This is a genomic window from Caballeronia sp. Sq4a (assembly GCF_023170545.1).
In the GTDB taxonomy this organism is placed as follows: Bacteria; Pseudomonadota; Gammaproteobacteria; order Burkholderiales; family Burkholderiaceae; genus Caballeronia.
In genome coordinates this window covers 71,440-98,110 of record NZ_CP084251.1, presented here as the reverse complement: position 1 = coordinate 98,110, position 26,671 = coordinate 71,440, and the positions used below count along the sequence as shown (strand labels likewise).

Below are 26,671 nucleotides of genomic sequence, written 5' to 3'. Positions count from 1 at the left end.
GTTGACTTTTCTCAGCTGCCCGTTCGGCAGAGCAAGCGTATATCTGAACATGGCCTTGCTGGCCGAGCAGAAGAAGGAGTTCTTGCGCGCGGCTGCAGAGCGGGCGCGCGGGTTCGGCGCTGCGGGCTACGCCCTCCGCGCCGCACTCAGCGCAAATGGATCAACTGAAACCACCGGCATCCGGTTTCTGCACAACTTGATAATCATCTGAAAGGCCTCCTGCTGGACCCTTGCCCGTGACCAGCGCAGACAAGGATCCAGCAGGCTCTACAGTTGAACTGCACTGGTCAACTGAGACCCTGGGAGGCTGACATGAAGTATAGCGGCATTGATTTGCACTCGAACAACGCCGTGGTCGCCGTGACCGACGACGAAGACCGGGTGCTGTACTGCAAGCGACTGCCCAACGATCTACGAACGATCGTGGCAATCCTGACACCTTATCGCGACGAATTGCAAGGGGTAGTCGTGGAATCGACTTTCAACTGGTACTGGCTGGTGGATGGACTGATGGCGGCTGGCTTCGAGGTTCATCTCGCCCACACGCCTGCCATCAAGCAGTATGAAGGCCTCAAGTACGCGGGCGACGAACGCGACGCCGTCTTTTTGGCGCATATCTTTCGCCTTGGCCTGCTCCCAGAAGGTTATATCTATCCGAGTGAGGAACGAGGGCTACGCGACCTTGCCCGCAAGCGTCTGCAGCTGGTCCAGCAACGGACGCTGCAGATACTTAGCGTCGAAAGCCTTCTTGCCCGACAGGCGAATCTGCGCATGAAGAGCGAGCAAGTGCAGAATTTGGACCGTTCCGCTACGAGTGCCCTCGGCTTGTCCCCGCATGTCGAGCGGGCGTTGCTCGCGAGTCTTTCCGTCATGCACGTACTTACGACTGAGATCTCCGCGCTCGAGCACATCCTTTATCGCGAAGCGAAACTCCGCCCCCAGTTCGAGGTCCTGAAGACAGCCCCCGGGATTGGTAATGTACTGGCCACGACGATCATGCTCGAGACCGGTACCATCGGGCGATTCGCCAATGTCGGGCAATTCAGTTCCTATTGCCGATGCGTCGAAAGCAAACGTATTTCGAACGGTAAAAGCAAGGGCCATGGCAACGCCCGCAATGGCAACCGATACCTGAACTGGGCATTCATTGAAGCGGCAGCAGCTGCACTTCGCAGTTGTCCTCAAGCCAGGCGGTTCTATGAGCGGAAAAAGGCCAAGCACCTACCCGCGCTGGCCATGAAGGCTCTTGCCCACAAGCTCGCCCGCGCGGCGTACTACATGATGCGAGATGGCACGGCATTCGAAATCCGACGATGCTTTGGATAGAACTGGCTGGAGGGAATGAGCTCGATGTGTGCGTTGGTGCGAAGCCACAACCTTGATTGGGCCGCTCCCTCCCGCCACTCGGTAGCGCAGCAATTGCTGAGACGCACGGACCCTGAGCCATGCAAGCCTGGTGCTCGTTTCTGGGCAACCACGAATCTCGACCCTGGACAGAGGTCTGGCACCGATGGTTCTCTGGGACTCGAAAGAGCCAAGAGCGAAGCGCCAATTCATCGGCGTTCGCTTAGATCCCGATGGGTGACTGGCGCGGTTCAGCACTGCAGCCAGCTAGACGAGGAACCGCCCGCGTGGTCGGCCCTGCGCACCAGACTAATGAAGGCGCACCGTGCACTCTGCGCCTGACCGTCTGCGCGCCCTTGACATCGGCCTTTCAATGGGTGACGCACACAACTCCGGTGGATGGCGTCTAGGGCTAAAACACCCTGGAAGCGTATCACTTACAAAACGACACAATGCGAATTAACAGCCTCAAGAGCGCGGGAAGGCTCGCCGCAGTCAGTGCGCTAATGTGCGCGCTTACGGCTGGCAGAGGGTGGTGTAGAGAATCCGTGGCGACGCCAACCTTAAGGGTAGAAGGGTCCATAGTCTTTATTAAGACTCCCGCAGGAAAAGACCAGAAATTGGTCTTCGACTATGCGATATCCGAATCCGACATAGCTGTACAAAGCCTTTCGTTCGGACGGTTCGCAGATTTGAAGGTTCTTGACACTGAAGGCGCAAATCAGAAGTCATACAAAGTCTTCGTGTACCATCTCAACACTGGGCTTTATGTCTTGAATTCGGAGCTCAGTAATATTCCTTGCTTAGAAGTCGATCAGGAGCGAAAGCAATTGATCGGAGCATGCTTTCACGAGAGCGCGTGCGAAAACTGGACGGAGCGGTACACATTCTCTCCACCCGAGAAGCTATCGCTCATACAACGGAGCGGGACATATTGCGACGCAGCAGGGAAAGGTTACGAATACATCGAGACGTATAACGACGGGAAAAGAGTCTCTTATGTTGTGAGGCCGGCCCGGTAAGGGGTCACCGGAGAGCCGGCAAGAACACTTCAAGATGACTCACGGTCATTTCGTAGAGAATGACGATTGAAAGTCATAGGCTTAGTTGCGCACTCAGTGTACCGAATGGTTAATTTGATCAAGATAGCGGTGGTTATTGTCCTTGGCGGATTGACTCGGGTGGCGCTGTCGTTATTCTACTCGCGAATCATTCAATTGCTGCACGTCACACACCGGACAGCGTATTGGTTTCTGACAGAACAAGAGCTTCAATACGCGGTGAAAAAATCGTCATCGATGCGCCTCGCGACAAGCGAGTTATCAGCTCGCCGCCTTCCGCCCAGCGAGCGTTACTGGCCGCAACGGAGATCGTGTTCCCCGAAGCGTCGTCGCGTCACTTGGAGGAAAGGCGGGCAGGCGGCTCGTAGAGGCAGAGTTGTTCGCTGCCACGTAGGGATGCGTAGAAAACTCGCTTGGAGATAGTCGTTCACGAAGCGACGGTCGACCGTCCCCGGACCTGTCCGAAATCCTGTGTGCCGAGGCCGATTAAGCCATCTCAGTTGATGGCGCAGGTGAATCGCTCGCCAAACAGAATGGCGAACTGACTGACGGCTTGCCGCCAGGTGATAGGCGGCATCTTCCAATCCTTCTCGATGTTGCGCAAGGCCAGATAAAGCAATTTGCTGGCGGCTTCATCGCTTGGGAAGTGGCCCCGGTTCTTGACGATCTTGCGCAACTGCATGTGCATGCTCTCGATCGCGTTTGTAACCGGCATGATATAGCCGGTGCCTCGCGCTCCCGCGCCGTGCAGTTTTTAGGCGTATGGTGTGACCATCCGGGACAGGGGCACCGGGGAGCACTTCGGGTGGGCAGGCCGTTCTTATACGATGAGCCGCGAGCTCGTGTTTGTAGTTGGCCGCCCCTGCGACCCGCCCGGTTGCGCTGCGAGCGCGAATCCGTAGTTGTCGTGCTGTCCCACCGGCTCCCGACGCTTGTGTATGAATGGGAGAACGGTTATGCGAATCGTAGGGTTGGATGTTTCGCGCTCCGTGGCCGAGATCGCGTACCTCGAGGACGGCGTGTTAAATGCCGGCGGGCGTGCCGGGCTAAAACGCGACGAACTAGAGCGCTTTGCCGCAAACTTGCGAAGTACCGATCATGTGGTGCTTGAAGCGACGGGCAATACCGCTGCCATCGTCAACGTGCTGCGTCCCCACGTCGCGCGTGTCGCGATTGCGAATCCACTGCTGGTACGGCTGATCGCCGAGGCACGCGTGAAGACGGACAAGATCGATGCCGCGGTGCTGGCACAGTTGTACGCGAGCCACTTTCTGCCGGAAGTCTGGATGCCCGACGAGAATACCCTGGCGCTGCGCCGTCAGGTCTCGCGCCGCTCACAACTCGTGCGGCAACGCACCCGACTGAAGAACGAAGTCCATGCGGTGCTCGCTGCGCACCTGATCGAGCGGTGTCCCGCTACTGATCTGTTTGGCCTGAAGGGACGAGCCTGGCTCAGCGCCCAGCCGCTGCCGATGGATGAGCGCCTGGGCGTCGAGCAACGTTTGCGGGAATTGGACCGTCTTGGTGAGGATCTACGCGAGGTAGACCAGGCCCTGGCGCAAGCCAGTATCGGCGACGAGCGGCTGCGCAGGCTGCTGAGCATTGCCGGTGTCAATACCACGGTGGCAATCGGCCTGCTGTCGGCAATCGGCACCATCGAACGATTTCCCAATCCGGAGAAGCTGGTGAGCTACTTCGGGCTGAACCCGTCCGTTTATCAGTCGGGACCGATGCCCGCCAGACACGGCCACATTACCAAGCGGGGACGTTCCTACGCGCGCGCATTGCTCGTCGAGGCCGCTTGGGGCGCGGCACAGACGCCCGGCCCTCTGCGTGCGTTCTTCCTGCGCGTGCGCGACCGGCGCGGCCAGCAGATTGCCATCGTCGCGACGGCGCGCAAATTGGCCATCATCGTGTGGCACGTGCTAACACGCAATGAGCCGTTCGCGTGGGATCGTCCAGCCCTGACTGCACACAAGCTGCGCGCCTTGGAGTTGCAGTCGGGGATGCCAGCACAACACGGCTCGCGCAGAGGCTCAGCCGCAGCATACAGCCTCAAGAACGTACGCGAGCAGGAACGCGCTGTCGCCGAACAGGCCGAGCGCGTTTATCAACGGCTATTCTCAAGATGGAAGCAAGCGCGTCCCAAGGGACACGAGGCGCCGCTGGTGTGGCCGCGAACACGGACTTGATAGAAACGACGTGTGGGGGCTTGTCGATTTCATCCGTCGTGTAGACGATTCGACGCACCTCGGGCGGATAGGCGAAGAAGGGATACTTGCCCACCAGTTGCGGCTCAAACGTTGCCTGCCGGTCACGCGGAATGTCCAGCTTCAGTTCGCCGTTGGGTGTCAGCACCGTCTTCGGGCTGGTGCCGTTGCGGTGATTGCCAGGCGTGCCTTGCTCGGCCTCGGCTTGCAGGTGGTGACTCAACTCCGCTGCAAGCATGCGCTCGGCCAACTGCTTCTTGAGTTGGCCGGCCAGACCCGATTCGCCCAGAACCGACTCGGCATCCTTGCCTTGAATCTGCGCGAGCAATTGGTCAATTAGCTCATCGGGAAACAGCTTCGGGGTCTTGCTCTTCTTGGTCACGGATGCTTCGGTCATAGGACGCTATTTCCTCTATCGTCTCATGACCTCGGCACACAGGAAATCTGACAGGTTCCCGTCCCCCCTCTACCCCACCCCCACCCACTCCCCCTCCCCGCACTACTCCTCAACACCCCCTCCACGAACCTCAACCCCGCGACCCCATCCTCAACAGTCGTAAGCCACTCATCGCCCTGAATATTCCCGCGCGCGATACACCCCGCCGCATCCGCATAAACCTGCGCGAACGCTTCGATATATCCTTCTGGATGCCCCGCCGGCACGCGCGTCGCATGCTGCGCTTCCGCGCTTTGCACACGCCCGCGCGTGATCCGCTGCGACGCGCCTCCAACCGGCGTGAACCACAGTTCGTTCGGCGCTTGCTGGTCGAACATCAAACCGGCCTTCGTGCCGTACACGCGCAGCCGCAACGCGTTCTCCTCGCCCGCCGCGACCTGACTCGCCCACAGCATGCCGCGCGCGCCGTTCGCATAACGCAGCATCGCCTGCACGTGATCGTCGACGCGTCGTCCCGGCACGAACGTCGTCACTTCCGCCGATAACGCCGAAGGCCGCATGCCCGTCACATACTCCGCCAACTGATACGCATGCGTGCCGATATCGCCGAGGCAACCCGCCGGGCCAGCGAGCGCCGGATCGGTGCGCCACGCGGCCTGCCGGTTCGCCTGCGTCTCGACGGGCATCGACAGCCAGTCCTGCGCATACTCCACCTGCACGACGCGGATATCGCCGAGCGCGCCGCTCCGCACCAGCGCGCGCGCATGGCGCACGAGCGGATAGCCGGTGTACGTGTACGTCACCGCGAACACGCGATTCTTCTCCCGCGCGAGCTTCGCCAGCGCCTCACCTTCATCGAGCGATACCGCGAGTGGCTTGTCGCAGATCACGTGGATGCCGGCTTCCAGAAACGCCGTCGCGATCGGCGCGTGCAAATGATTCGGCGTGACGATCGCGACCGCTTCGATGCCATCGGCGCGACTTGCTTCGACACGCGCCATCTCGCGATAATCGTCGTAGCTGCGCGGCAATCCGATGGCCGCCGCGCTCGCCGCCGCGCGCTGCGGATCGGACGACAACGCGCCCGCCAGCAACTCATAACGGTCATCCAGCCGCGCCGCCATGCGATGCACCGCGCCGATAAACGCGCCCTCGCCGCCTCCGACCATGCCGAGCCGCACGCGCCTCATCGCTTTTCTCCAATCCCGAGTACGTCGCGCATTTGTTCACGGCTCGCGCCGCTGCCGGCGAAGTCGTCGAACGCATGCTCGGCCACGCGGATAATGTGATCGCGAATGAACGTCGCGCCTTCCCGCGCGCCGTCTTCCGGATGCTTCAACGCGCATTCCCATTCCAGCACGGCCCAGCCGGGAAAGTCGTATTGCGCCATCTTCGAGAAGATCGCCTTGAAGTCGATCTGGCCGTCGCCGAGCGACCGGAAACGCCCCGCGCGCTCGACCCATCCAGAATAGCCGCCGTACACGCCTTGCCGCCCATTCGGCCGGAACTCCGCGTCCTTCACATGGAACGCCTTGATGCGCGCGTGATAAATGTCGATGAACGCGAGATAGTCCAGTTGCTGCAGGACGAAGTGACTCGGATCATAGAGGATATTCGCGCGCGGATGATCGTCCACGGCCGCGAGAAAGCGCTCGAACGTCACGCCGTCGTGCAGGTCTTCGCCGGGATGCAGCTCGTAGCACACGTCGATGCCCGCGCGGTCGAACTCATCGAGAATCGGGCTCCAGCGCGTGGCCAATTCATCGAACGCGACTTCGACGAGACCCGCCGGGCGCTGCGGCCACGGATAAACGTACGGCCACGCGAGCGCGCCGGAGAACGTGACGTGCGCATTCAGGCCCAGCCGCTTCGATGCCGCCGCCGCCTGCTTCAACTGCGATATCGCCCATTCGGTGCGCGCTTGCGGATTGCCGCGCACATGCGGCGCGGCGAAGCCGTCGAAGAGCGTGTCGTAGGCCGGATGCACGGCGACCAGCTGCCCTTGCAAATGCGTCGACAATTCGGTGATGACAACGCCCGCATCCTCGACCGTGCGGCGGATCTCGTCGCAATAGGCATCGCTCGATGCGGCTTTCTCGAGGTCGATCAGGCGCGGATCGGCGGGCACCTGAATGCCCTTGTAACCGAGTCCCGCCGCCCACGACGCAAGACTGGCGAGCGTGTCGAACGGCGCTTCTCCGCCCATGAATTGCGCGAGAAAAATCGCCGGGCCCTTGATGGTCTTCATCTTTCGCCTCGTTAGAAACGCCGGTCAGCGCCATTCAGCGTGACCGGCTGTGCACTCAGAACGGCGAGTTCGGGAAGTAGAACTGCTTTGCGTTGTCCTTCGTGATGAGCACCGAAGGAATGATGGTCGTCGGCGGCAGCTTGTCGCCCTTCAGGCGCGCTTCGGCCGTGAGCTTGATCGCGTCATAGATGAACTTCGGCGAGTACGACACGTCCGCCTTCACGCGCTGGTCGCCGTCCATGATGCGCTTGACCGCTTCCTTCGATCCTGCGCCGCCGAACACTTCCTTGATATCCGTGCGGTGCGCCTGATCGATCGCCTTCAGCACGCCGATCATCATGTCGTCGTCGGCGGCCCAGACGGCGTCGATGTGCTTGAAGCGGGTCAGATAGTCCTGCATCACCTTGAACGCGTCGTCGCGGTTCCAGTTCGCGTACTTGGCATCCAGAATCTTGATGTCCGGATGCTGTTTCATCACGCCTTCGAAAGCGGTCCAGCGTTCGTTGTCGAGCGTCGTCGGAATGCCGCGCAACGCGACGATATCGCCCTTGCCGTTCAGCGTCTTCGCCAGATATTCGGCGGGCAGCTTGCCGAACGCGGTGTTGTCGCCAGCAACATACGCGTCTTGCGCGCTCGTGTCGGTGAGGCCACGATCGACCACGGTCACGTACACGCCCTTCTTCTTCACCTGCGCGACAGGCTGCGTGAGCGAGGCCGATTCGAACGGGAAGATCACGAGCGCGTTGATCTTGTTGACCGTCACGAGGTCCTGCAACTGATTGGCCTGCTCGGGCGCGCCGGACGCCGTCTTCACGATGATCTTGAGATCGGGATGCGCCTTCTCCAGTTCCTTCTTGGCCTCGTTCGCCCACCAGACGATGCCGCCCGTGAAGCCGTGCGTGGCGGTCGGGATGGCGACGCCGAGCACGACCTTGTCGGCGGCGAAGGCGGACGATGCCGTGGCGAACGCGCTCGCCGCGAGCGTCAGCGCGCCGAGCGCGCGAAGCAGTTTTTTCATGACGATGTCTCCTGTTATTCGAAGTAGAAAGTTACCGACGGCCACGCTGCAAGAAGGCTACGAAAATGATCACGGCGCCCTGCACCGCCGCGTTCAGATACACGCTGATGATGCTCGTGAGATTCAGGATGTTGTTGATGACCGAAAGCAGGATCGCGCCGATGACCGTGCCGATCACGCGCCCTTCGCCGCCCTTGAGCGCCGTGCCGCCGACCACCACTGCGGCGATCGCTTCGAGTTCCCACAAGAGGCCGGTCGTCGGCGTAGCTGACCCCAAGCGCGGCACGTAGAGCACGGTCGCCACGGCCACGCACAGTCCGAGCAGCACGTAGGTCGCGATCTTCACGTTATCCACGCGAATGGCCGCGTAGCGCGCGACCTGTTCGTTCGAGCCGATGGCTTGCACGTGCCGCCCGAACACCGTGCGGTTCAACACGAGCGCGCCGCCCGCCGCGACGATCGCGAAGATCCAGATGGGCACGGGCACGCCGAAAAGGCTCGCGTAATACACGGGGCCGTAGAGATCGACGAGCGAATTGTCGAGCGTGAGCGCGCCGCCGTCCGCGAGCCACGTCAGCAGCGCGCGAAAGACGCCGAGCGTGCCGAGCGTCACGATGAACGGCTCGATACGCCCTTTGGTCACGAGCAGTCCGTGCGCGAATCCGAACAGCGCGCCGAGCACGAGCGCGAGCACGATGCCGAGCGCGACGATCAAAAGCGGCGGCAGCGCATGCCCGTGCACGCCCTGAAGCAGGCCGTTCATCATGAAGATCATGCTGCCCGCGATGAGCGCGGCCATCGACCCGACGGACAAGTCGATGCCGCCCGAGATGATGACGAAGGTCATGCCCACCGCGATGATGCCGATGAACGACGTGCGCGTGAGCACGTTCATCGCGTTGTCGAAGGTGGCGAAGTCGCCGTTCAGCAGCGTGCCGCCGATGCACAGCGCGATGAGCCCGATCAGCGGCCCGACGCCGAGCAGAAACCGCGCGACGGCGGTGAGGCGGCTTTCTTGCGCGGTGTCTTCAGTGTGTGCCGGTCGCATGCGCGATCAACCTCTCTTCGGTCAGAAGGTCCATGCCGAGCGTCGCGACGAGTTCGCCCGCGCGCATCACCGCGACGCGATGGCACAGCCCGATCAGTTCGATCAGCTCGGAAGAAATGACGATCACCGCGCGGCCCTCGGCGGCGAGGCGGTGAATCAGAAAATAGATGTCGCGTTTCGCGCCGACATCGACGCCGCGCGTGGGTTCGTCGAGCACGACCACGCGCGGATCGGGATGCAGGAACTTCGCGAGCGCGAGCTTCTGTTGATTTCCGCCCGAGAGCATGCGGGCGCGGCCGCGCGTGTTGCCGGTGCGAATGCCGAAGTCCTTGACCGCGAGCGTCAGCGCGTCGCGCTCGGCGCGTGCATCGATGAGCGGGCGCGCGTAGCGTTCCAGCGTCATCATCGTGAGGTTGTCCTTGAGCGACATGTCTACATGCAGGCCGCGTCCCTTCCGGTCTTCGCTCAAGTACGTGATGCCGTGGCGCATCGCGTCGCGCGGGTTCTTGAGCTTCACGGTCTCGCCTTCGATGGCGATGCGCCCCGCCGCGAGCGGACGCAAGCCGACGAGCGCCTCGAACAGTTCCGTGCGTCCCGCGCCGACGAGCCCCGCGAAGCCGAGCACTTCGCCCTGGCGCACGGAAAAGCTCACGCCTTCGGCCCATCCGGGCACGGACGCGCCTTCCACCTGAAACGCCAGCGGCGCGTCGGCGGCGAGCGCGGGCTTTTCAGGAAACATGTCCGAAACTTCGCGGCCTACCATCAGGTTCGCCATTTCGCGGCGCGTGAGGTCGGCGGTCGGCGCGCGCGCGACGAAGCGGCCGTCGCGCATCACGATCACTTCGTCGGTCACGCGTTCCACTTCGTCGAGTTTGTGCGAGATATAGACGATCGTCGTGCCCGCCTCCTTCAGGCGCGCCATCAGCGCGAAGAGGCGCTGCGTTTCCGAGGGCGTCAGCGTGGCGGTCGGCTCGTCCATGATGAGCAGGCGCGTGTCGCGCAGCATGGCCTTCGCGATCTCGACAAGCTGCTTCTCCGCGACGATCAACTCGCGCACCTTCGTGTCCGGATTCTTGTGCAGGCCGACTTCGCCTAGCGCGGCGCGGGCGTCCTCGCGCATGGCGGGTTCATCGAGAAAGAAGCCTTTGCGCAGCTCGTGGCCGAGAAACATGTTCTGCGTGATGCTCAGATGATCCGCGAGATTCAGTTCCTGGTGAATGAGCACGATGCCCGCGCGCTCGGCGTCGCGCGAACTCGCGAAGGCGGCGGGCGTGCCGTCGATCAGCACGTCGCCGGCGCTCGCGCGCTCGTAGCCCGCGAGGATTTTCATGAGCGTGGACTTGCCCGCGCCGTTTTCGCCGAGCAAGCCGTAGATGCGCCCCGGCGCGAGATCGAAGCTCACGCCGTGGAGCACGCGCACCGGGCCGAAGTTCTTCTCGACTGCGTCGAAGCGCACGGCAAGGGTCATTGTCAGGCGCTCCTTCTTTGTATCAGTCGATGCGGCAGCAACACGCCCGGCACCTCCGCGCGCGGATCGCGCAGGCGCTTGAGCAAGAGTTCCGCCGCCGTCTCGCCGAGCGCGCGCATCGGCTGCGCGACGGTCGTAAGCGGCGGCACGGCGTGGGCGGCCACCGCGATGTCATCGAAGCCGACGACCGCGACATCTTCCGGCACGCTCAGCCCCGCGCTGCGCAGGCCGTTCAGCACGCCGATAGCGAGCGTGTCCGACACGGCGAAAATGGCGGTCGGCCGGTCGCGCCCGAGCGACGCGAGCTGCCGGGCGGCGCGCTCGCCGGCGTCGTAATCGAGGCTGTCCAGTTCGACTTGCCACGCCGGATTGGCGACGATGCCCGCGGCTTGCAGCGCATCGCGATACCCCGCGAGACGCTGTCGGCCATACAGATAGCCTTCGCCCGAGTTGATCAGCGCGATGCGCTCGTGGCCCTTGTCCAACAGATAACGCACGACATCGCCTGCGGCAAGATGGTTGTCGATGCCCACGTAAGGCACGCGCGCGGCCGGATCGAATTCGCAGCACGCCACCCACGGCAGCGTCGACGCCTGCTCGACGAGTGCCTTCTGCACGGCGGCAGGGTCGAGACAGATCGCGCCGTCCGCGCGACGCCCGCGTAGCAGGTCGAAGTAGCTGCGCTCGCGCAAGGGATCGGCGCCCGTGTCGCAGAGAAGCATGAAGTAGCCGTTCTGGCGCGCGACTGTGTCGATGCCGCGCACGATGGCCGCATAGAACGGGTTGCCGAAGTCGGGGACCATCGTGAGAAGCAGGCGGCTTTCGGCCGTGCGCAGATTGCGCGCAAGCTCGTTCACGCGATAGCCGCTCGCCGCGACCGCCTCGCGCACTTTCTCGCGCGTGGCCTCGCGCACGTTGCTGTGGCTATTGAGCACGCGCGACACTGTGGCGACGGACACGCCGGCACGCCGCGCAACGTCGGCAATCGATACTTCCTCAGGAGGACGCACGGGATCGGACATGCTGCGCGCCGGGGCGGCGAACGAAATGTAATGGATTACATTATTCGACGGTGTTCGTCCGGAAGGCAACCCGAATCGGATAGGGATAAACGCCTAAGCGAAAATTCGACGGCTCGTGTCGATCGCATGGCGGCGTGCGCGTCGTAAGGTGTGAGCGCGCGGAACTGCGCGTTTGTCGACCTCGAACAGGAGCACTACCATGCGATTCATGATGCTGATGATCCCGCGCGGCTACGAAAGCGCGGAGCCGGGCGCGATGCCGAGCGCTGAAGCCGTCGCCGCGATGATGAAGTATAACGAAGAGTTGCAGAAGGCCGGCGTGCTGCTGGCGCTCGACGGACTGCATCCGCCGTCGATGGGCGCGCGCGTCACGTTCGAAAGCGGCAAGCCGCGCGTGACCGACGGACCGTTCGCCGAGGCGAAGGAAGTGCTCGGCGGCTACTGGATGATTCAGGTGAAGTCGCGCGAAGAGGCGATCGAATGGGCGAAGCGGTGCCCCGCTTCGGCAAACGAGATCATCGAAGTGCGGCAAGTGCAGGAGTTCGGCGACTTCCCGCCCGACGTGCAGGAAGCCGCCGCCGGCTTCGAAGAAATGCAGAAGGCGCAGAAGCCGGCTTAACCGGGAATGCCGGTGATATAAATCGGCTTCGCGGTCGACAGCGACTGCTTGACGCCGCGGCCGGTGTCATCCACGAGCACTTCTTCTTCGTCGCGCTCGACAGCCGCGAGCACTTGCTCGACCACGCTCGCGGGCGAGATCTTCGGCGCGGTGACTTCGGCGACCATGTCGGTGTCGATGTAGCCCGGATGCACGCCGACCACGAGCGTGCCTTGTTCGCGCAACTCGCCGCGCAGCGCGTTGGTCACGGCCCACGCCGCCGACTTCGACGCGCTGTAAGCGCCGGCGTCCGGCAGCGCGACCCAGCTCAGCACGGACAGCACGTTGATGACCGCGCCGCCGCCGTTCTTCTTGAGCTTGGGCGCGAACGCCTGCGTCACGGCGAGCAAACCGATCACATTGACCTCGAAGAGATCGCGCATGTCTTGCGTCGATGCCGGATTCACCAGCGCACCGCGCGCCAACGCCCCCGCGTTGTTGACGACGATCTGCACGTCTGTGTACTTGGCCGCGGCTTCAGCGATGTCGGCGGGCTTCGTGACGTCGAGGCGGATGGCTTCGACGCCTTCGATATCCAAGCTGCCCGGATCGCGCGCCGCCGCATAAACCTTGGCGGCGCCCGCCTGCAACAGCGACTTCGCGAACTGCTTGCCGAGACCGCGGTTCGCGCCGGTGACGAGTACGACCTTTCCCTTGATCTGCATGACTGCTCCTGTTAGTGCATATGCACTATAGCCGACATAAAAAAGGCACGCGGCCCTGCGTGCCCGGTTTGCTGGACTCAATCCATCGCGGTGATCTGAAACAGCATCTGACGCAGCGACTTCGCGCGCTTCTCGCCGTATTTCTGCTCGAATTCGGCCTGCGCCGTCCGCCACTTCTCGACGCCCTGCGCGAGCAGCGCCTTGCCCGCCGCCGTCAACGTGAGACCGACCGCGCGCGAATTCGGCGACTGCTGATCCGCCTGCACCATGCCGTCGCGCTGAAGCGGCTTGAGCGCGCGCACGAGCGTCGTGCGGTCCATGACCATGGCATCCGCGAGTTCGACCATCTGCACGCCGGGCTTGCGCGCAATCGACGCGAGCAGCGTGAATTGCGCCGAAGTTAGGCCGACTTCGCCCATGTGCCGCTCGTAGAGTTGCGACACATAACGCGCGGCCTGCCGGATGGCGAAGCAGTTGCAGTCGAGAGGAGATGAGTGCGTTGACATGACTCGCAGCTTATATGTGTATATGCACTCGTGTCAAATGGCGCGTTTTCATCGGCGCGATAGGCCAAGCGCATGACGCGGCACGAATCGTCGTGCGCCCAAGCTCGGCGAAACGCGTGGCGCCGTGCCGCGTCTGGAGAAGCGCCCTGCCGCGCCTGTGCCGAAATCCGCAGTCGCCGCGCGACGAATCGACAAGACGCGGCCAATTTGGCTTCCTACATTGCGCTTGTCCGCCACCATGCGGGTCCGGATGCGACTTTCGCCGCGACGAGGGCAACTCCGTCTTGCGGGCGGGTAATTGGTCATGTTCCATGCAGTAGCCGCGTTCCTGGATTGCCAAACCACAAAAGGAGAGGAAACCATGCGTATCCGTACGAGCGTCAAACCCTTGGCATGGCTGGTGGCGTGCGCGAGCGCCGCACTCGCCGCCGCGCCCATGACCGCCGCCGCCGAAGACGTCACGGTCAAGATCGGCTTCGCCGCGCCGCTCACGGGCGCGAACGCGGGCTACGGAAAGGATCTCCAGAACGGCGTGCAGCTCGCGCTCGACGAGGCGAACGCCAAGAAGATCAGCATCGGCGGCAAGACGGCGAAGTTCGAGATTCAGGCGGAAGACGATCAGGCGGACCCTCGCGTCGGCGTGCAGGCGGCGCAGAAGCTCGTGGATGACGGCGTGGCCGTGGTCGTCGGTCATTTCAATTCGGGCACGACGCTGCCCGCTTCGCCCATCTACAACAACGCCGGCATTCCGATGATCGATCCGGCCGCGACGAATCCGACCATCACCACGCGCGGTCTCGAAAACGTGTTCACGGTGATTTCCAGCGACGCGCAGAACGCGGGCAATGCCGGCGCGTACGCGGTCACGACGACGAAAGCGAAGCGCATCGCGATCATCGACGACCGCACGGCCTTCGGTCAGGGCGAAGCCGACGAGTTCGAGAAAGCGGTGAAGGCGAAAGGCGGCAATATCGTCGGTCGCGAATTCAGCGACAACCAGACCGTCGATTTCAGCGCGCAACTCACGCGCATCAAGTCCCTCAACGCGGACCTGATCTTCTTCGGCGGACTGGACCGGCAAGCGGCGGCGGTCGTCAAGCGCATGAAGCAGCTCGGCGTCAACGCGCAGTTCGTAGGCGGCGGCGGCGTGATGGACGCCGATTTCCTGAAGCTCGCGGGCGACGCTGCCGAAGGCGCGCAGGCGTGGGAATACGGCAGCCCGCTCGACAAGCTGCCGCAAGGCAAGGCGTTCAGCGACAAGTTCCAAAAGCGTTTCGGCGTCGCGATTCTGTCGTACGCGCCGTTCGGCTACGACGCGGCGTGGGCGGCCATCCACGCAATGGAGAAGGCGAAATCCGCGGATCCGAAGGTGTATCGCCCGGTGCTGAAGAAGATTTCGTTCGAGGGCATCACGGGTCCCATTGCCTTCGACGACAACGGCGCGCTGAAAAACGCGTCATCGACGCTGTATCAGGTGAAGAACGGGCAGTGGGAAACCGTCGTCACCAAGCACGGCATGTAGGCGCTATTGAAGACGCAGGTTGTCGCGCGTGGCCGCGGCTTCGCCGTTCAGCCACTGCGCGAACTGCTGCAGCGTGGGCGACGGCGCCGGCCGCTCCGGATAGACGAGGTAGTAGGCCGCGCCGCTCGGCACGCGCAACGCGAATGGCGCGATCACGCGCTTCGCGCGCAGGTCTTCTTCGATCAGCGAAACATCGCCGATGGTGACGCCCAGGCCCTGCATCGCCGACGAGATCGCGAGGTCGAGCGTGTCGAAATGTTGCGCCTTCGCGGACGGCAAGCCGTCGTAGCCGTACGCGCCGAGCCACAAGAGCCAGTCGCGGCGATCGCGCGTCGGGTGCAGCAGCGTCTGGCCCGCGAGGTCGTCCGGCGTCGGCTCCGCGTTGCCGCGCGGTTTCCACAGTTCGGGCGCGCAGACCGGCGTGAGCACTTCATCGAACAGATGATGCACCGTCAGGCCCTTGCCCGACGGCTTCGCGGACGTCGGGCTGAAGACGATGGCGGCGTCGAACTGTTCCGCATTGAATTCGACGCCGTGCGACACCGACGCCGTCACTTCCACCACCTGCTCCGGCCGCTCGTTCTGCAGCCGGATCACGCGCGGCAGCACCCAGCGCATCGCGCAGGTCGGACACTTGACGCGCAAGGTCCCGGAGGCGCTGCCGCCCTTGGCGAGCGCGTCGCCAATCTGCGCGAACGCCTGCTGCAAGGGCGCGATGAGCAGCGCGCCGTGATGCGTCAGCGCGAGCCCGCGCGCCTGCCGCACGAAAAGCGCATAGCCGAGGTGCGCCTCCAGTCCCGCGATCTGCCGGCTGACCGCGCCCTGCGTCACGTTGAGCGCATCGGCGGCGCGCGTGAAATTCAGCTTCTGGGCGACCACGAGGAAAGTCTTGAGAACGTCGAGCGAGGGCAGCGGTTTCATCGGGTTAACGAAAGGAGCCATGAGCGGCGCACATGGCTAGTATGACAAAGTTTCGATTGTCGGCCGTTTATTGCCGCGGTTGAATCGTCGCACTGTCTATTGGAGCGAGCCGTCGTGCACAGCGCCTGTATTCCCGAATCGAAGCTGCCGAAAGTCGGCACCACCATTTTCACGGTCATCGGCCAGCTTGCCGAAGAGCATCACGCGCTGAACCTGTCGCAAGGCGCGCCGAATTTCGCGTGCGATCCGAGGCTCGTCGAAGGCGTCACGCGAGCCATGCAGGCAGGACATAACCAGTATTCGCCGATGTCCGGCGTGCTGGCGCTGCGCGAGGCCATCGCGCTGAAGACGCAGAAAGTCTACGGCGCGCAGTACGATCCGGGCACGGAAGTGACCGTGGTCGCGAGCGCGAGCGAAGGGCTGTACGCGAGCATCAGCGCGCTCGTGCATCCCGGCGACGAGGTGATCTACTTCGAGCCGTCGTTCGACAGCTACGCGCCGATCGTGCAGCTTCAGGGCGCGACGCCGATCGCGATCAAGCTGTCGCCGGAGAATTTCCGCATCGACTGGGACGAAGTCGCCGCCGCCATCACGCCGAAGACGCGCATGATTCTCGTCAACACGCCGCACAATCCGACGGGCAGCGCCTTCACGCCCGCCGACATCGAGCGGCTCACGGCGCTCACGCGCGATACGAAAATCGTCGTGCTGTCGGACGAAGTGTACGAACACGTCGTGTTCGACGGCGCGCCGCATCATGGCATGGCGCGCTATCCGGCGCTCGCCGAACGCAGCGTGATCGTGTCGTCGTTCGGCAAGTCGTATCACGTGACGGGCTGGCGCGTCGGCTATTGCCTCGCGCCCGCCGCGCTGACCGCCGAGATCCGCAAGATTCACCAGTTCATGACCTTCTCCGCCGACACGCCGATGCAAATGGCGTTCGCTGAGGCGCTCGCCGACGAATCGAGCTATCTGAACCTCGGGCCGTTCTATCAGCACAAGCGCGACGTGCTCGCCCGCGCGCTCGCCGGCTCGCGTTTCGAACTGTTGCCGAGCGCAGGCAGCTTCTTCATGCTCGCCCGTTACAGCGCCATCTCGGACGCGCCCGACAGCGATTTCGTGCTGCGGCTGATCCGCGAGGCGCGCGTCGCGACCATTCCGCTGTCCGCGTTCTACACGGACGGCACCGACAATCGCCTGATTCGCCTGTCGTTCGCGAAGGACGACGATACGCTCATCGAAGGCGCGCGCCGCCTTTGCCAGATCTAGCCCTTTGATTTCCCGGAGACCACGATGAAGAACAACCACCTCGCCGCCGCGCTTTTCGTCGCGTGCTCGCTCGCGAGCGGCGCGGCGCTCGCCGCCGACACCCTGCGCTTCGGCGTCGAAGCGCAATACCCGCCGTTCGAATCGAAATCGGCGACGGGCGAACTGCAAGGACTCGATATCGACGTGGGCAACGCCGTCTGCGCCGCCGCGAAGATGCAGTGCAAATGGGTCGAAACGTCGTTCGACGGTCTCATCCCCGCGCTGCAGGGCCGCAAGTTCGACGCGATCAATTCCGCGATGAACGCCACCGAGCAGCGCCGCCAGGCGATCGACTTCACGACGGTCGTGTATCGCGTGCCGACGCAACTCATCGCGAAGACCGGCAGCGGGATCGAACCGACCGCGGCGGCGCTGAAAGGCAAGAGCGTGGGCGTGCTGCAAGGCTCCATTCAGGAGACGTTCGCCAAGGCGCACTGGGAGAATGAAGGCGTGAAGATCGTGCCGTATCAGGACCAGAATCAGGTCTATGCGGACCTCAAGTCTGGCCGTCTCGATGCGACGCTCGTGCTCGCGCCCGCCGGACAAAGCGGCTTCCTCTCGAAGCCCGACGGCGAAGGCTTCTCGTTCGCCGGCGCGCCGGTGCGCGACGACAAGATTCTCGGCAGCGGCATCGCGTACGGCATCCGCAAGGGCGACGATGCGCTGAAGGCCAAGCTCGACGCGGCCATCGCGAAGGTGAAGGCGGACGGCACCATCGACAAGTACGCGAAGAAGTATCTCGGCAACATCGACATTTCATCGAAGTAAGCTGCGGGCGGCGGCTCTGCAGCTTTTTTGAAGCGCAGGCACACTGGCGGATTCGTTGACATCGGCCGCGACCTGAACGTCGCGGCGCTTCGCCAGGAGATGCATGAGCACGCCGCCGCCAACCACCGCCGCACCGCCTCCGCCGCCGCTCAAGGGCGGCCAGCTCGTGCTCGCCACCTTCGCCGTGGCGCTCGCGACCTTCATGAACGTGCTGGATTCGTCGATCGCCAACGTCGCGATTCCGACGATCTCCGGCAACCTCGGCGTGTCAGTGAACGAAGGCACGTGGGTCATCACGGTGTTCGCGGCGTCGAACGCCGTTTCCATTCCGCTGACCGGCTGGCTGACGCAACGGCTCGGGCAGATCCGGCTTTTCGTCGGCGCGATTCTCATGTTCGTGCTGTCGTCGTGGCTTTGTGGGCTCGCGCCGAATTTGCCGGTGCTGCTGATTGCCCGCGTGCTGCAAGGCGCGGTGGCCGGGCCGCTGATTCCGCTTTCGCAGGCCATTCTGCTCGGCTCGTATCCGAAAGAGAAAGCGTCGATGGCGCTCTCGCTCTGGGCGATGACCGCGACCGTCGGGCCGATTGCGGGCCCCGCGCTCGGCGGCTGGATCACCGACAGCTATTCGTGGTCGTGGATCTTCTACATCAACATACCGGTGGGCATCTTCGCGGCGGGCGTGACGTGGTTCATCTACCGCACGCGTGAATCGCCGACGCGCAAGGCGCCGATCGACGTGATCGGGCTCGCGCTGCTCGTCGCGTGGGTGGCGTCGCTGCAGATCATGCTCGACAAGGGACGCGACCTCGACTGGTTCTCGTCGCCGGTGATCGTGGTGCTGGCGATCGTCGCGGCCATTTCGTTCGCGTTCTTCGTGGTGTGGGAACTGACGGAGGCGAATCCGGTGGTCGATTTGCGGCTCTTCACCGGGCGCAATTTCTTCGGCGGCACGGTGGCGATTTCGGTGGCGTACGGCGTGTTCTTCGGCAACCTCGTGCTGTTGCCGCAGTGGATGCAGCAGTACCTGAACTACCGCTCCGTCGATGCCGGCCTCGTTACCGCGCCGCTCGGCGTCTTCGCCGTGATACTCGCGCCCATCATGGGCAAGATCCTGCCGCGCAGCGACGCCCGCGTGATCGCGACGATGGCGTTCATCGGCTTTGCGTTCGTGTTCTGGCTGCGCTCGAAATACGTGATCGAGATCGACACATTCCACCTCGTGCTGCCGACGCTGCTTCAGGGCATTCCGATGGCGATGTTCTTCGTGCCGCTGACGGCCATCGTGCTGTCGGGCCTGCCGCCTTCGAAGATTCCGGCGGCGGCCGGTTTATCGAACTTCGCGCGGGTGTTTTGCGGCGCGGTGGGCACGTCGCTCGCCGGCAATGCGTGGGACGACCGCATCGCGCTGCATCACGAGCGGCTCACCGAGCAGGCGAACGCCTTCAACCCGACGTTCTGGCAGGCGCTCGGCGCGTCGCAATCGACGCTCGATATCAGCGAAGCGCAGGCGCGCGGCATGTTCAACTTCACCGTGAATTCGCAGGCCGCGATGATGGGCCTCAACGATATCTTCCTGATCTCGGCGGTGATCTTCATTTTGATCATCCCGCTCATTTGGATCACCAAGGTGGCGAAGGGCGGTGGCGGTGGGGCCGCGGCGGGGGCGCATTAGAGCGGGGGGCGGGCCTCCGCTCAGTCAGGGTAGAACTCCGGATCGAGGACCTGCGCCATCGGCCAGGGGCAGGTCTCGGGAAGGACGGCCACGCTGATGCCCGTCTCGTTCGCCGCCTGCTGGCGCGCGTCGCCCCACATATCGCTAATCCAGTCCTCATCGGAAAGCATGGGTTTCATGCTCGGCGTCTTATTCAGACGCCGCTCGATCGCCGTGCGCTGAATCCGCAATGTGGTTCGCCAACTCGCCCCGCGTCGCTCAGGCTGAACCTGCCACTTCAACAAATGCGCGAGCAACACCGACATCCGGCTCGCCAGTTCGCGTTGTTCGCTCTTGCCCACGTCCTCGATTTCCTCTGCGATATGCTCGATATCGATGGCCGTGAGCTTCCCTGCACGCAGCAGCGCGGCCTGTTCCCTGGCCCACGCGACGACGTCCTGCTCGTAAGGCGTTCCCATCGGCTGACTCCCGTCTTCTTTCGAATCTCCGGTTTGGCTCATCGTAATTCGCCCCTCGCTATTCTTCGAGATCGTCCGTTCGGCTAACGCCGCTATTTCAGGCCCAGATCGACGCGGCTTCCCGCGCCTTTATCGTCGATGCCGTCGGCGGTCAGCTTCGGCGCGACCACAAAAATGCGGCTGCTGTCGATCTTGCCGTCGAAATATTCCTGCACCGCCTGCGCCCGCCGTTGCGCGAGGTCGCGCAACGACGCTTCGTCGACCGGCGCGTTCTGCAGCAGCGCAGCCTTCATGTCGGCATCCGGCACAGTCTTGGTCAAACCGATCATATTGCGCGGCTTCTTGAAATCGGCCGACTTGTAGACCTTCGTCAGGTACTTGTCGTAGTCGTCGCCGGACACCTTCACGCTCGCCCAGTCGACGTTTTCGCCATTGCCCGACATGTCGCGCACCTTCGCGCGTTTCACCTGCGCGTCGAGCCACGCGCTGCGCAAGCCCGGTTCGTCCACCTTCGGATCGACGCGGCCAGTCACGTCCAGCCGGATCGACGGCTTGTCCGCGAGCGCCTTCGCGATCGTGTCGAGTTTCTTCTGCGCGGCATCGGTGAGCGTGGCCGACCCGGCGTCGAATTCGACGTAGTTCAGCTCCTCTCCGTTGCCGCCGAACGCATGTGCCAGCAGCGAGAACGGCGCGGTGACGGCCTTCTGCACGAGGTTCAGAATGGCCTGCCACACGAGCCCGCCGACCGAAAATTCCGGATTCGACAGCGAGCCCGAAATCGGAATGTTCACGTCGATTTCGCCGCGCGAGTTCTTCAAGAGCGATACGGCGAGCCGCACCGGCAGCTTCGTCGCGCTCGGATTGTCGATGTGATCGCCGAACGTCAACTGGTCGATGAACAGGTGGTTGTTCGCGGTCAGCTTGTCGTCGGCGAGCATGTAGTGCAGATCGACGTTCAGCTTGCCCTTGGTGATCGGGTAGCCCACGTACTTCGCCGAATACGGCGTGAGGTTGGTCAACTCCACGTCGTGCGCGCTCGCGGTCAGATCGAGCGCCGGCTTCGCGATGAGCGGATTCACCTGCCCCTTGATCGACACCGGCCCGTTCGCCGCCAGCTTCGCGGTGACATCGACGGGCGCGGGCGTCGTGGATTGCGTGCCGAACGCGCCGATGGTCCCGTTGATCGCCACGAGATTCGCCGTGTAGTTCGGCTTGATGAAGTTGTCCGTGTACGTGACGCGGCCGTTCTGCAGAACGAGCTCGCCGAAGCGCAGGTTCAGCGGCGGCCCGGACTTCGCCGTGTCGGCGGGCGCGCTCGCGGCAACCGGCGCCGAGGCTGACGCAGACGCCGCCGGCTGCGTCACCGATTGCGCCGCTGCGTGATCGCTCGCCACGACGTTCTTCAGGTTCAGCTTGCCCTGCGCATCCAGCAGCACGCGCCCGTAGAAATTGGCGAACGTGACCCGCGCCGCCTCCACGTCCGTGCCGCGCTCGCCGTAGCTCGCCTTCAGATTCGTGAGACCCAGCAGCTTCCAGCCAGCGAAGCGGTCGGACGTCGCCTTGTCGATCATGCGCACGTCGGTGAGCGACGCGTCGCCCTTGTACGACGCCGCGAGCGTCTTGCCGCTGCCCGACATCGCGACGTCGCCGTTCGCGTTGAGCGCCGCGCTCGCCACTTCGACGTTGAGCTTGTCGCCGAAATACGGCTCGAACGCGGACACATCCACCTGATCGCCCTTCACATGCAGCGCGACCTTGAGCGGACTGAGCGTGACATTGCCATTCACGGCGAGCGCGCCGCGGCCGTTGAGCGTGAGCTTGCCGTCGAGGGGAAGCGGCTTTGTCATGTCGTCGCTGAACTGCCTGACATCGACCGACAGCGGCGCGACGCTCAACTTCACCGGCCGCGCGGGCGTTTCGTCAGTGAACGTGGCCGATGCGCCGTCCAGCCGGATCTGATCGATCTGATAGCGCCACGCCGGACCGGCCTGCTGCGCCTTCTGCACCTTGCGCGTTGCCGTTTGCTCGGGCGCGGCCTCGTGCGGTCCCGCGAGCGCCGCCAGATCGATGCTGCCGTCCTTGCGGCGCGTCGCCTCGAGGGCGAGGCCGCTCACCCGCACGCTGCCGAGCGCGGCCGTGCGCGCGGCCACGTCGACCTTGCTGATCTTCGCGACGGCCGAGCCGAGCTTGATCGGCGCCGCACCCGCCGCGTTCGACGGCACGAGCGTGAGACCAGCGACCGTGACATCGCCCGAGCCGACCTGCGCGCCCGCATCGGGCTTCGACCAGTCGACCGACACCGGCAGATTCGCGCTCACGGTGCCCGCGACGACGCGCGCCGCCACCATGTTCGCGATGTACGGCTGCAGCGGCGGCAACGCCAACGCATCGAGCGCGAGCTTTGCGTCCGCCGTGTGGGCGGCGAGCGTGACGTTGCCCGACGCGGCGAGCGTGCCGCCCTTGTCCGACGCCGTCTTGAGCGTGTAGCGCGCGGGCGTCTTGCCGAGCGTGGAGAAGCCGTCGAGCGTGACGGCGAGGTTCGTCAGCGCGGCTTCGACGTGCTGCTTCAGCAGATCATCCGCATACGCGAGGCGCCCGCCGTCGATGGCGAGATGGCCGATCGCGAGGTCGAGCGGCGGTGACTTGCTGTCCGCGGGCTTCGCGGGTTCAGACTTCGAAGGCGACGCGAGCTTCGTCACGTTGTACACGCCCGAGGCGTCGCGCGTGATATGCGCATCCGGCCCGGACAACGTGATTTCGTCGAAGTGATAGATGCTGCGCAGCGGCTGCATATCCGCGATCTTGACGTGCAGCGCGCGAGCGGCGATGAGCGGCGCGTTCGCGCGGTCGGTCACGGCGGCGTCGGCGAGATCGGCGGTGCCGTCGATGCGGATGGTCGGCACGTCGCCCGCAATCGCGAAACGCACGTTGAGATCGGTCGAAAGCCGGCCGCTCTTGACCGCGACGGGCAGCGAGGCGGGCGCGTACGACGCCAATTGCGGCACGTCCAGCCCGTCGAGCGTCAGCGCAATCTCGGACTCGCGCGACTGCGCGAACGGCTTCGTGCGGCCCTTCAGCACGAGCGGCGAGCCGTCGATGCGCGCCTGCAAAAGCGGCGTGACGAAGATATCCGTGGCGGACGGCAACGTCGCGATGAACGGAATGCCGAGCGCGAAGCGGTCGATGGTGTGCTTGGTCTTCGTGAGCCTGTCGTCGAAAACGATGCGCCCGTTCTCGATCCGAATGTTCGACACCGAAAACCGCGCGGGCTTGTCCGAGGGCGGCGACGAAGGCTTCGAGAACTTCGCGATCAGATCGGAGAAATTGAAATGCTCGGCGTCGTACCGGACGATGTTGATGCGCGGCGAGTCGATCTTCAGTTCATCGACGACCGGCGCGAGCCGGAACAGCGACGTCCACGACGTGCGCACCACGAGCCGCGACACATCCACGAAGCCCGGCGCGTTCGCGCCTTGAGCGCGGGATTCGCCGATATGCACGTCATCGGCTTCGAAATCGAGCGTATAGGGATTGAGCGCGATGCGCCGGATGCTCACCGGGCGGTCGAGCTGTGTCGAAAGCTGCTGTTCGGCGACGTGCCGGATGACCGGCGGCGCGACGAAGAACCCGAGCAGCCCGATGACCACCAGCGCGACGACGAACCCGATGGCGATGCGCCGCGTGCGGGGCGCGTGGACCACGCCGCGCAAGGTCTGCCCGGCCGTGGTGAACGTTGACTTCGTGGTGCTTGACATGCGATGCGCGGCGACGCGATGCGCGCATCGGCGCGGCGCGATCTCGCCGTCTCGGAAGGAGGATGCCCGAGTATACGACGATGCGCCGCGCCAACGTTGTCAAAACTCTTCGATAACGCCGCGCAAAAAAGACGCTACTGCCGCTGCACGGGCGGCGGCGCCCACGTGCCGTCGCTCGCCTGCGGCTTCGGCGCATAGAGGCGCATGGCGAGCTGGAACTCGCCCGCGGGCGCGGGCAGCCAGTTCGACGCTCGCGCCTTGCCCGGCGACTCCGACGACACGATCACGTCGATCGAGCCGTCGCGATTCTTCTTCAGGCGGTCGCGGTCGGAAAGCGACAGGCGCGGCACTTTGGCATCGGCGAGCGCGCCGTCTTTCGTATAGGCTGTGAGCGTCCAGAAGCCGCGCACCGGCGGAAGCTGATTCGGCTCGAAGTGCAGCACGTAGTCGTTCGCGCCGTTCAGCGCGTGGCCGTCGCTGTCGACCGATGCAACCGGCTTCGCTTCGCCGTCTTTCGTGCTCGTCGCCGTCTGCCGCCGCGCGAGGTAGGCGCGCAGCGTGTAGTCGGTGCCGTAGTTGCCGACGCCGTCGCCGAACCACGTCCAGCCGTTCTTCGTGATGGCGTTGGGCGGCACGGTCGAGAGCCGCTCGCGCGCCTCGGCGATGCCCGCGTCGAGCACCGGCGCGTCCGTCGTCTTGAACTGCACCGGCTCGCCGGGTTTCACGCCGATGGCGGCGAGACGGCTCATCGCGGGCGTGTCGGCAGTGGCGGGCGGGTTGTCGTCGAGCGACCGGGCAAGGCGCGCGAAGAAGGCCCTTGCGTCGAGCGATTCGGCCTGCGCGCCGGGCGATGCCGTCGCCGGCGCGGCGGGCAGCGGCGGCACCGCGGGCTGCTGCCCGCTGCTGCCGCCGGGCCACGCGCCGGTGACGGCAGGCGTCGCATCGGCAACGGAGCCTTTCGCGGGCGTGAGCGGCTCGATACGCATCGCGGTTTGCAGCTTGCGAGCCTCGCGCACGTCGCGCGGGCCGTTCACGCGCACGCGCACGGAGAGCCACACGTAGCGCGTGCGGCATTCGACGCGCGTGGCATCCGCGGGCAGCGTGCCGCTGAAGCCCGCCGGCACGAACGCGATCGACTGCATCTTCGGATACGGCGTGGTATCGGCGCTCGAATAGAGCGCGTTGGTCCACGCGTCGAAGGCGCGCGCGTCCAGATATCGCCCGCGCGGCGCGGCGGGCAGCGAGACGATCACCGGATCGGCCGACACATCCAGCCATGCGGTCGAGTCGAGCGTACCGACGCTCGGCCAGCCCGCCGCACCGACGGGCGGCAGCGCGCTCGCGTGCCGGAACGTGTTGAGCGGCGCGCGGCCGGACTGCGCCGCGTTGCCGCTCGCGCGCTCGCGGGCGATGTCCGAGGCAACGAGCGGAAAGCCGAACGTGTACGCGTCCGCCACCTGGTCCTTTACCCAGCCGGTGCTGGCTTTGGCTTCGGGCGGCTTGTTCGCCGCGCAGCCGGACAGGAGGCTCACTCCGGCAATGCTTGCGCCTAGACAGAAAGCGGCGTTGAGCGGGAAGGTCCAGCGTCGTGGTAGGTTCATTCGAATGGGAGTCCGGTTCTTGTTTCGCATGGGTTGACGCAACTTCCGGCGCGCAAACCGATGCTGCCGCCTTAACGTTTGCGCCTTTGTTACGGGCGCGGAAACTATCTCGAAATTCGGGTTTTAACGTATCCGCTGATGATAGGCAAGGAGCCGTTGCCAAAACTGTCATCAGGCGCTGACGAAGGAAGCAAACCGCATGCGCCGGCATCGCGTAACATCGGGTTTCCTGCTGTTCTTCATGTCACCGTCACAGAGCCGACCGATGTATCTGCCCGCCCATTTCGAAGAAAACCGCGCCGACGTGCTTCACGCGCTGATCGCCGCGAACCCGTTCGGCGCGCTCGTCACGCACGGTCCGAACGGGCTGGACGCAAATCATGTTCCGTTCGAACTGGACGCGAATGCGGGCGAGCACGGCGTTCTGCGGGCGCATGTGGCGCGGGCCAATCCGGTCTGGAAGGAAGTCGCGCCGGGCGAGAACGTACTCGTGATCTTTCAGGGCGAAGCCGGGTATATCTCGCCGAACTTCTATCCAAGCAAGCAGGACACGCATCGGCAGGTGCCGACCTGGAACTACTTCGTCGTGCATGCGCACGGCCGCATCACCGTGCGCGACGACGAAGCGTACGTGCGCGGCGTCGTCGCGCGGCTCACGCGCAAGATGGAGGCGGCCGAGCCCGCGCCGTGGAAGCTGGGCGACGCGCCGCGCGATTACATCGACGAGTTGCTGGGCGCGATCGTCGGCATCGAGATCGAGGTGACGCGGCTCGTCGGCAAGGCCAAGCTCTCGCAGAACAAGGCCGACGCCGACCGCTTGGGCGCGGTCGCGGGTCTGCGTCAGCGCGGCGGCGACGCGGCGCACGCGCTCGCCGACGTCATGTCCGCCACGCTGAACGATCCGCCGCGCGGCTGAGAACCGCGCTTGACCTTCCAGTCATGGGAAGGTCGATACTGGATGCATGAGAACGGGAATTGCGTCCGTTCAGCCAGATCCGGAGCGTTTCACCATGTCATCGGC

21 protein-coding genes and 2 pseudogenes are annotated in these 26,671 nt (G+C 64.2%); 9 read left to right on the top strand and 14 right to left on the bottom strand.

From position 1 onward, the window contains the following. Window positions 1–49 precede the first annotated feature (49 nt). Window positions 50–211, top strand: coding sequence for a hypothetical protein (locus LDZ24_RS14435; RefSeq protein ID WP_248322920.1), 162 nt, complete (start codon window positions 50–52; stop codon window positions 209–211). A gap of 101 nt (window positions 212–312) precedes the next feature. After that, entirely contained in the window at window positions 313–1,326 is a 1,014-nt protein-coding gene (locus tag LDZ24_RS14430) for an IS110 family transposase (protein WP_248322919.1), read from the top strand. A gap of 1,575 nt (window positions 1,327–2,901) precedes the next feature. Here LDZ24_RS14430 and LDZ24_RS14425 read toward each other — a convergent pair. Further along, window positions 2,902–3,114 (bottom strand): annotated as a pseudogene (locus tag LDZ24_RS14425) (transposase); the annotation flags it as partial. Window positions 3,115–3,376: 262 nt separating this feature from the next. Between LDZ24_RS14425 and LDZ24_RS14420 the strand changes: the two are divergent. Continuing rightward, window positions 3,377–4,597: an IS110 family transposase gene (locus LDZ24_RS14420; protein ID WP_371747457.1), complete on the top strand. Its 1,221-nt coding sequence runs from the start codon at window positions 3,377–3,379 to the stop codon at window positions 4,595–4,597. 82 nt (window positions 4,598–4,679) lie between these two features. Here LDZ24_RS14420 and LDZ24_RS14415 read toward each other — a convergent pair. From LDZ24_RS14415 to LDZ24_RS14385, 7 genes and pseudogenes are all read right to left on the bottom strand, one after another. Continuing rightward, window positions 4,680–5,012: pseudogene (locus LDZ24_RS14415) on the bottom strand (transposase); the annotation flags it as partial. A gap of 23 nt (window positions 5,013–5,035) precedes the next feature. Next, on the bottom strand, window positions 5,036–6,202 hold the full coding sequence (locus LDZ24_RS14410) for a Gfo/Idh/MocA family protein (protein WP_248322917.1): 1,167 nt from the start codon (window positions 6,200–6,202) through the stop codon (window positions 5,036–5,038). Further along, on the bottom strand, window positions 6,199–7,260 hold the full coding sequence (locus LDZ24_RS14405; RefSeq protein WP_248322916.1) for a sugar phosphate isomerase/epimerase: 1,062 nt from the start codon (window positions 7,258–7,260) through the stop codon (window positions 6,199–6,201). Before LDZ24_RS14405 ends, LDZ24_RS14410 begins: the two co-directional genes overlap by 4 nt. A gap of 55 nt (window positions 7,261–7,315) precedes the next feature. Further along, window positions 7,316–8,278, bottom strand: a complete 963-nt coding sequence (locus LDZ24_RS14400; RefSeq protein WP_248322915.1) for a substrate-binding domain-containing protein — start codon at window positions 8,276–8,278, stop codon at window positions 7,316–7,318. Between the two features lie 31 nt (window positions 8,279–8,309). Then, a complete protein-coding gene (locus LDZ24_RS14395; RefSeq protein ID WP_175940872.1) occupies window positions 8,310–9,326 on the bottom strand; it encodes an ABC transporter permease in 1,017 nt (338 codons plus the stop codon). Beyond that, window positions 9,307–10,794: a sugar ABC transporter ATP-binding protein gene (locus LDZ24_RS14390; RefSeq protein ID WP_248322914.1), complete on the bottom strand. Its 1,488-nt coding sequence runs from the start codon at window positions 10,792–10,794 to the stop codon at window positions 9,307–9,309. The genes LDZ24_RS14395 and LDZ24_RS14390 overlap by 20 nt, the downstream gene beginning before the upstream one ends. Before the next feature lie 2 nt (window positions 10,795–10,796). Further along, window positions 10,797–11,816, bottom strand: coding sequence for a LacI family DNA-binding transcriptional regulator (locus tag LDZ24_RS14385; protein ID WP_248322913.1), 1,020 nt, complete (start codon window positions 11,814–11,816; stop codon window positions 10,797–10,799). Window positions 11,817–12,015: 199 nt separating this feature from the next. On the opposite strand from LDZ24_RS14385, the gene LDZ24_RS14380 reads away from it, so the two are divergent. After that, window positions 12,016–12,435: a YciI family protein gene (locus tag LDZ24_RS14380; RefSeq protein ID WP_248322912.1), complete on the top strand. Its 420-nt coding sequence runs from the start codon at window positions 12,016–12,018 to the stop codon at window positions 12,433–12,435. On the opposite strand, the gene LDZ24_RS14375 is transcribed toward LDZ24_RS14380, so the two are convergent. Next, entirely contained in the window at window positions 12,432–13,139 is a 708-nt protein-coding gene (locus tag LDZ24_RS14375; RefSeq protein ID WP_248322911.1) for an SDR family oxidoreductase, read from the bottom strand. The two genes, LDZ24_RS14380 and LDZ24_RS14375, sit on opposite strands and share 4 nt — an antisense overlap. Before the next feature lie 77 nt (window positions 13,140–13,216). Further along, a complete protein-coding gene (locus tag LDZ24_RS14370) occupies window positions 13,217–13,645 on the bottom strand; it encodes a MarR family winged helix-turn-helix transcriptional regulator (RefSeq protein ID WP_248322910.1) in 429 nt (142 codons plus the stop codon). Between the two features lie 361 nt (window positions 13,646–14,006). On the opposite strand from LDZ24_RS14370, the gene LDZ24_RS14365 reads away from it, so the two are divergent. Beyond that, entirely contained in the window at window positions 14,007–15,167 is a 1,161-nt protein-coding gene (locus LDZ24_RS14365; protein ID WP_248322909.1) for a branched-chain amino acid ABC transporter substrate-binding protein, read from the top strand. 3 nt (window positions 15,168–15,170) lie between these two features. Here the strand turns inward: LDZ24_RS14365 and LDZ24_RS14360 are convergent, their stop codons facing one another. Further along, window positions 15,171–16,109, bottom strand: coding sequence for a LysR substrate-binding domain-containing protein (locus LDZ24_RS14360; protein ID WP_248322908.1), 939 nt, complete (start codon window positions 16,107–16,109; stop codon window positions 15,171–15,173). Between the two features lie 93 nt (window positions 16,110–16,202). Between LDZ24_RS14360 and LDZ24_RS14355 the strand changes: the two genes are divergently transcribed. The 3 genes from LDZ24_RS14355 to LDZ24_RS14345 all read left to right on the top strand — a co-directional run bounded on the left by LDZ24_RS14355 (window position 16,203) and on the right by LDZ24_RS14345 (window position 19,836). Further along, a complete protein-coding gene (locus LDZ24_RS14355; protein WP_248322907.1) occupies window positions 16,203–17,357 on the top strand; it encodes a methionine aminotransferase in 1,155 nt (384 codons plus the stop codon). A gap of 24 nt (window positions 17,358–17,381) precedes the next feature. After that, window positions 17,382–18,164 carry an ABC transporter substrate-binding protein gene (locus LDZ24_RS14350; RefSeq protein ID WP_248322906.1) on the top strand — a complete coding sequence of 261 codons (783 nt, stop codon included), beginning with the start codon at window positions 17,382–17,384 and terminating at the stop codon, window positions 18,162–18,164. A 103-nt stretch (window positions 18,165–18,267) separates the two neighbouring features. Next, a complete protein-coding gene (locus LDZ24_RS14345) occupies window positions 18,268–19,836 on the top strand; it encodes a DHA2 family efflux MFS transporter permease subunit (RefSeq protein ID WP_248322905.1) in 1,569 nt (522 codons plus the stop codon). A gap of 20 nt (window positions 19,837–19,856) precedes the next feature. On the opposite strand, the gene LDZ24_RS14340 is transcribed toward LDZ24_RS14345, so the two are convergent. The 3 genes from LDZ24_RS14340 to LDZ24_RS14330 form a co-directional block, all read right to left on the bottom strand. Continuing rightward, window positions 19,857–20,294, bottom strand: coding sequence for a DUF29 domain-containing protein (locus tag LDZ24_RS14340; protein WP_248322904.1), 438 nt, complete (start codon window positions 20,292–20,294; stop codon window positions 19,857–19,859). Window positions 20,295–20,386: 92 nt separating this feature from the next. Then, window positions 20,387–24,049: a DUF748 domain-containing protein gene (locus LDZ24_RS14335; RefSeq protein ID WP_248322903.1), complete on the bottom strand. Its 3,663-nt coding sequence runs from the start codon at window positions 24,047–24,049 to the stop codon at window positions 20,387–20,389. A 134-nt stretch (window positions 24,050–24,183) separates the two neighbouring features. After that, window positions 24,184–25,650: a DUF1254 domain-containing protein gene (locus LDZ24_RS14330; RefSeq protein ID WP_248322902.1), complete on the bottom strand. Its 1,467-nt coding sequence runs from the start codon at window positions 25,648–25,650 to the stop codon at window positions 24,184–24,186. A 265-nt stretch (window positions 25,651–25,915) separates the two neighbouring features. On the opposite strand from LDZ24_RS14330, the gene LDZ24_RS14325 reads away from it, so the two are divergent. Then, the gene (locus LDZ24_RS14325) at window positions 25,916–26,566 is read left to right on the top strand and encodes an FMN-binding negative transcriptional regulator (RefSeq protein ID WP_248322901.1); all 651 of its coding nucleotides are present in this window, start codon (window positions 25,916–25,918) and stop codon (window positions 26,564–26,566) included. Window positions 26,567–26,671: the final 105 nt, after the last annotated feature.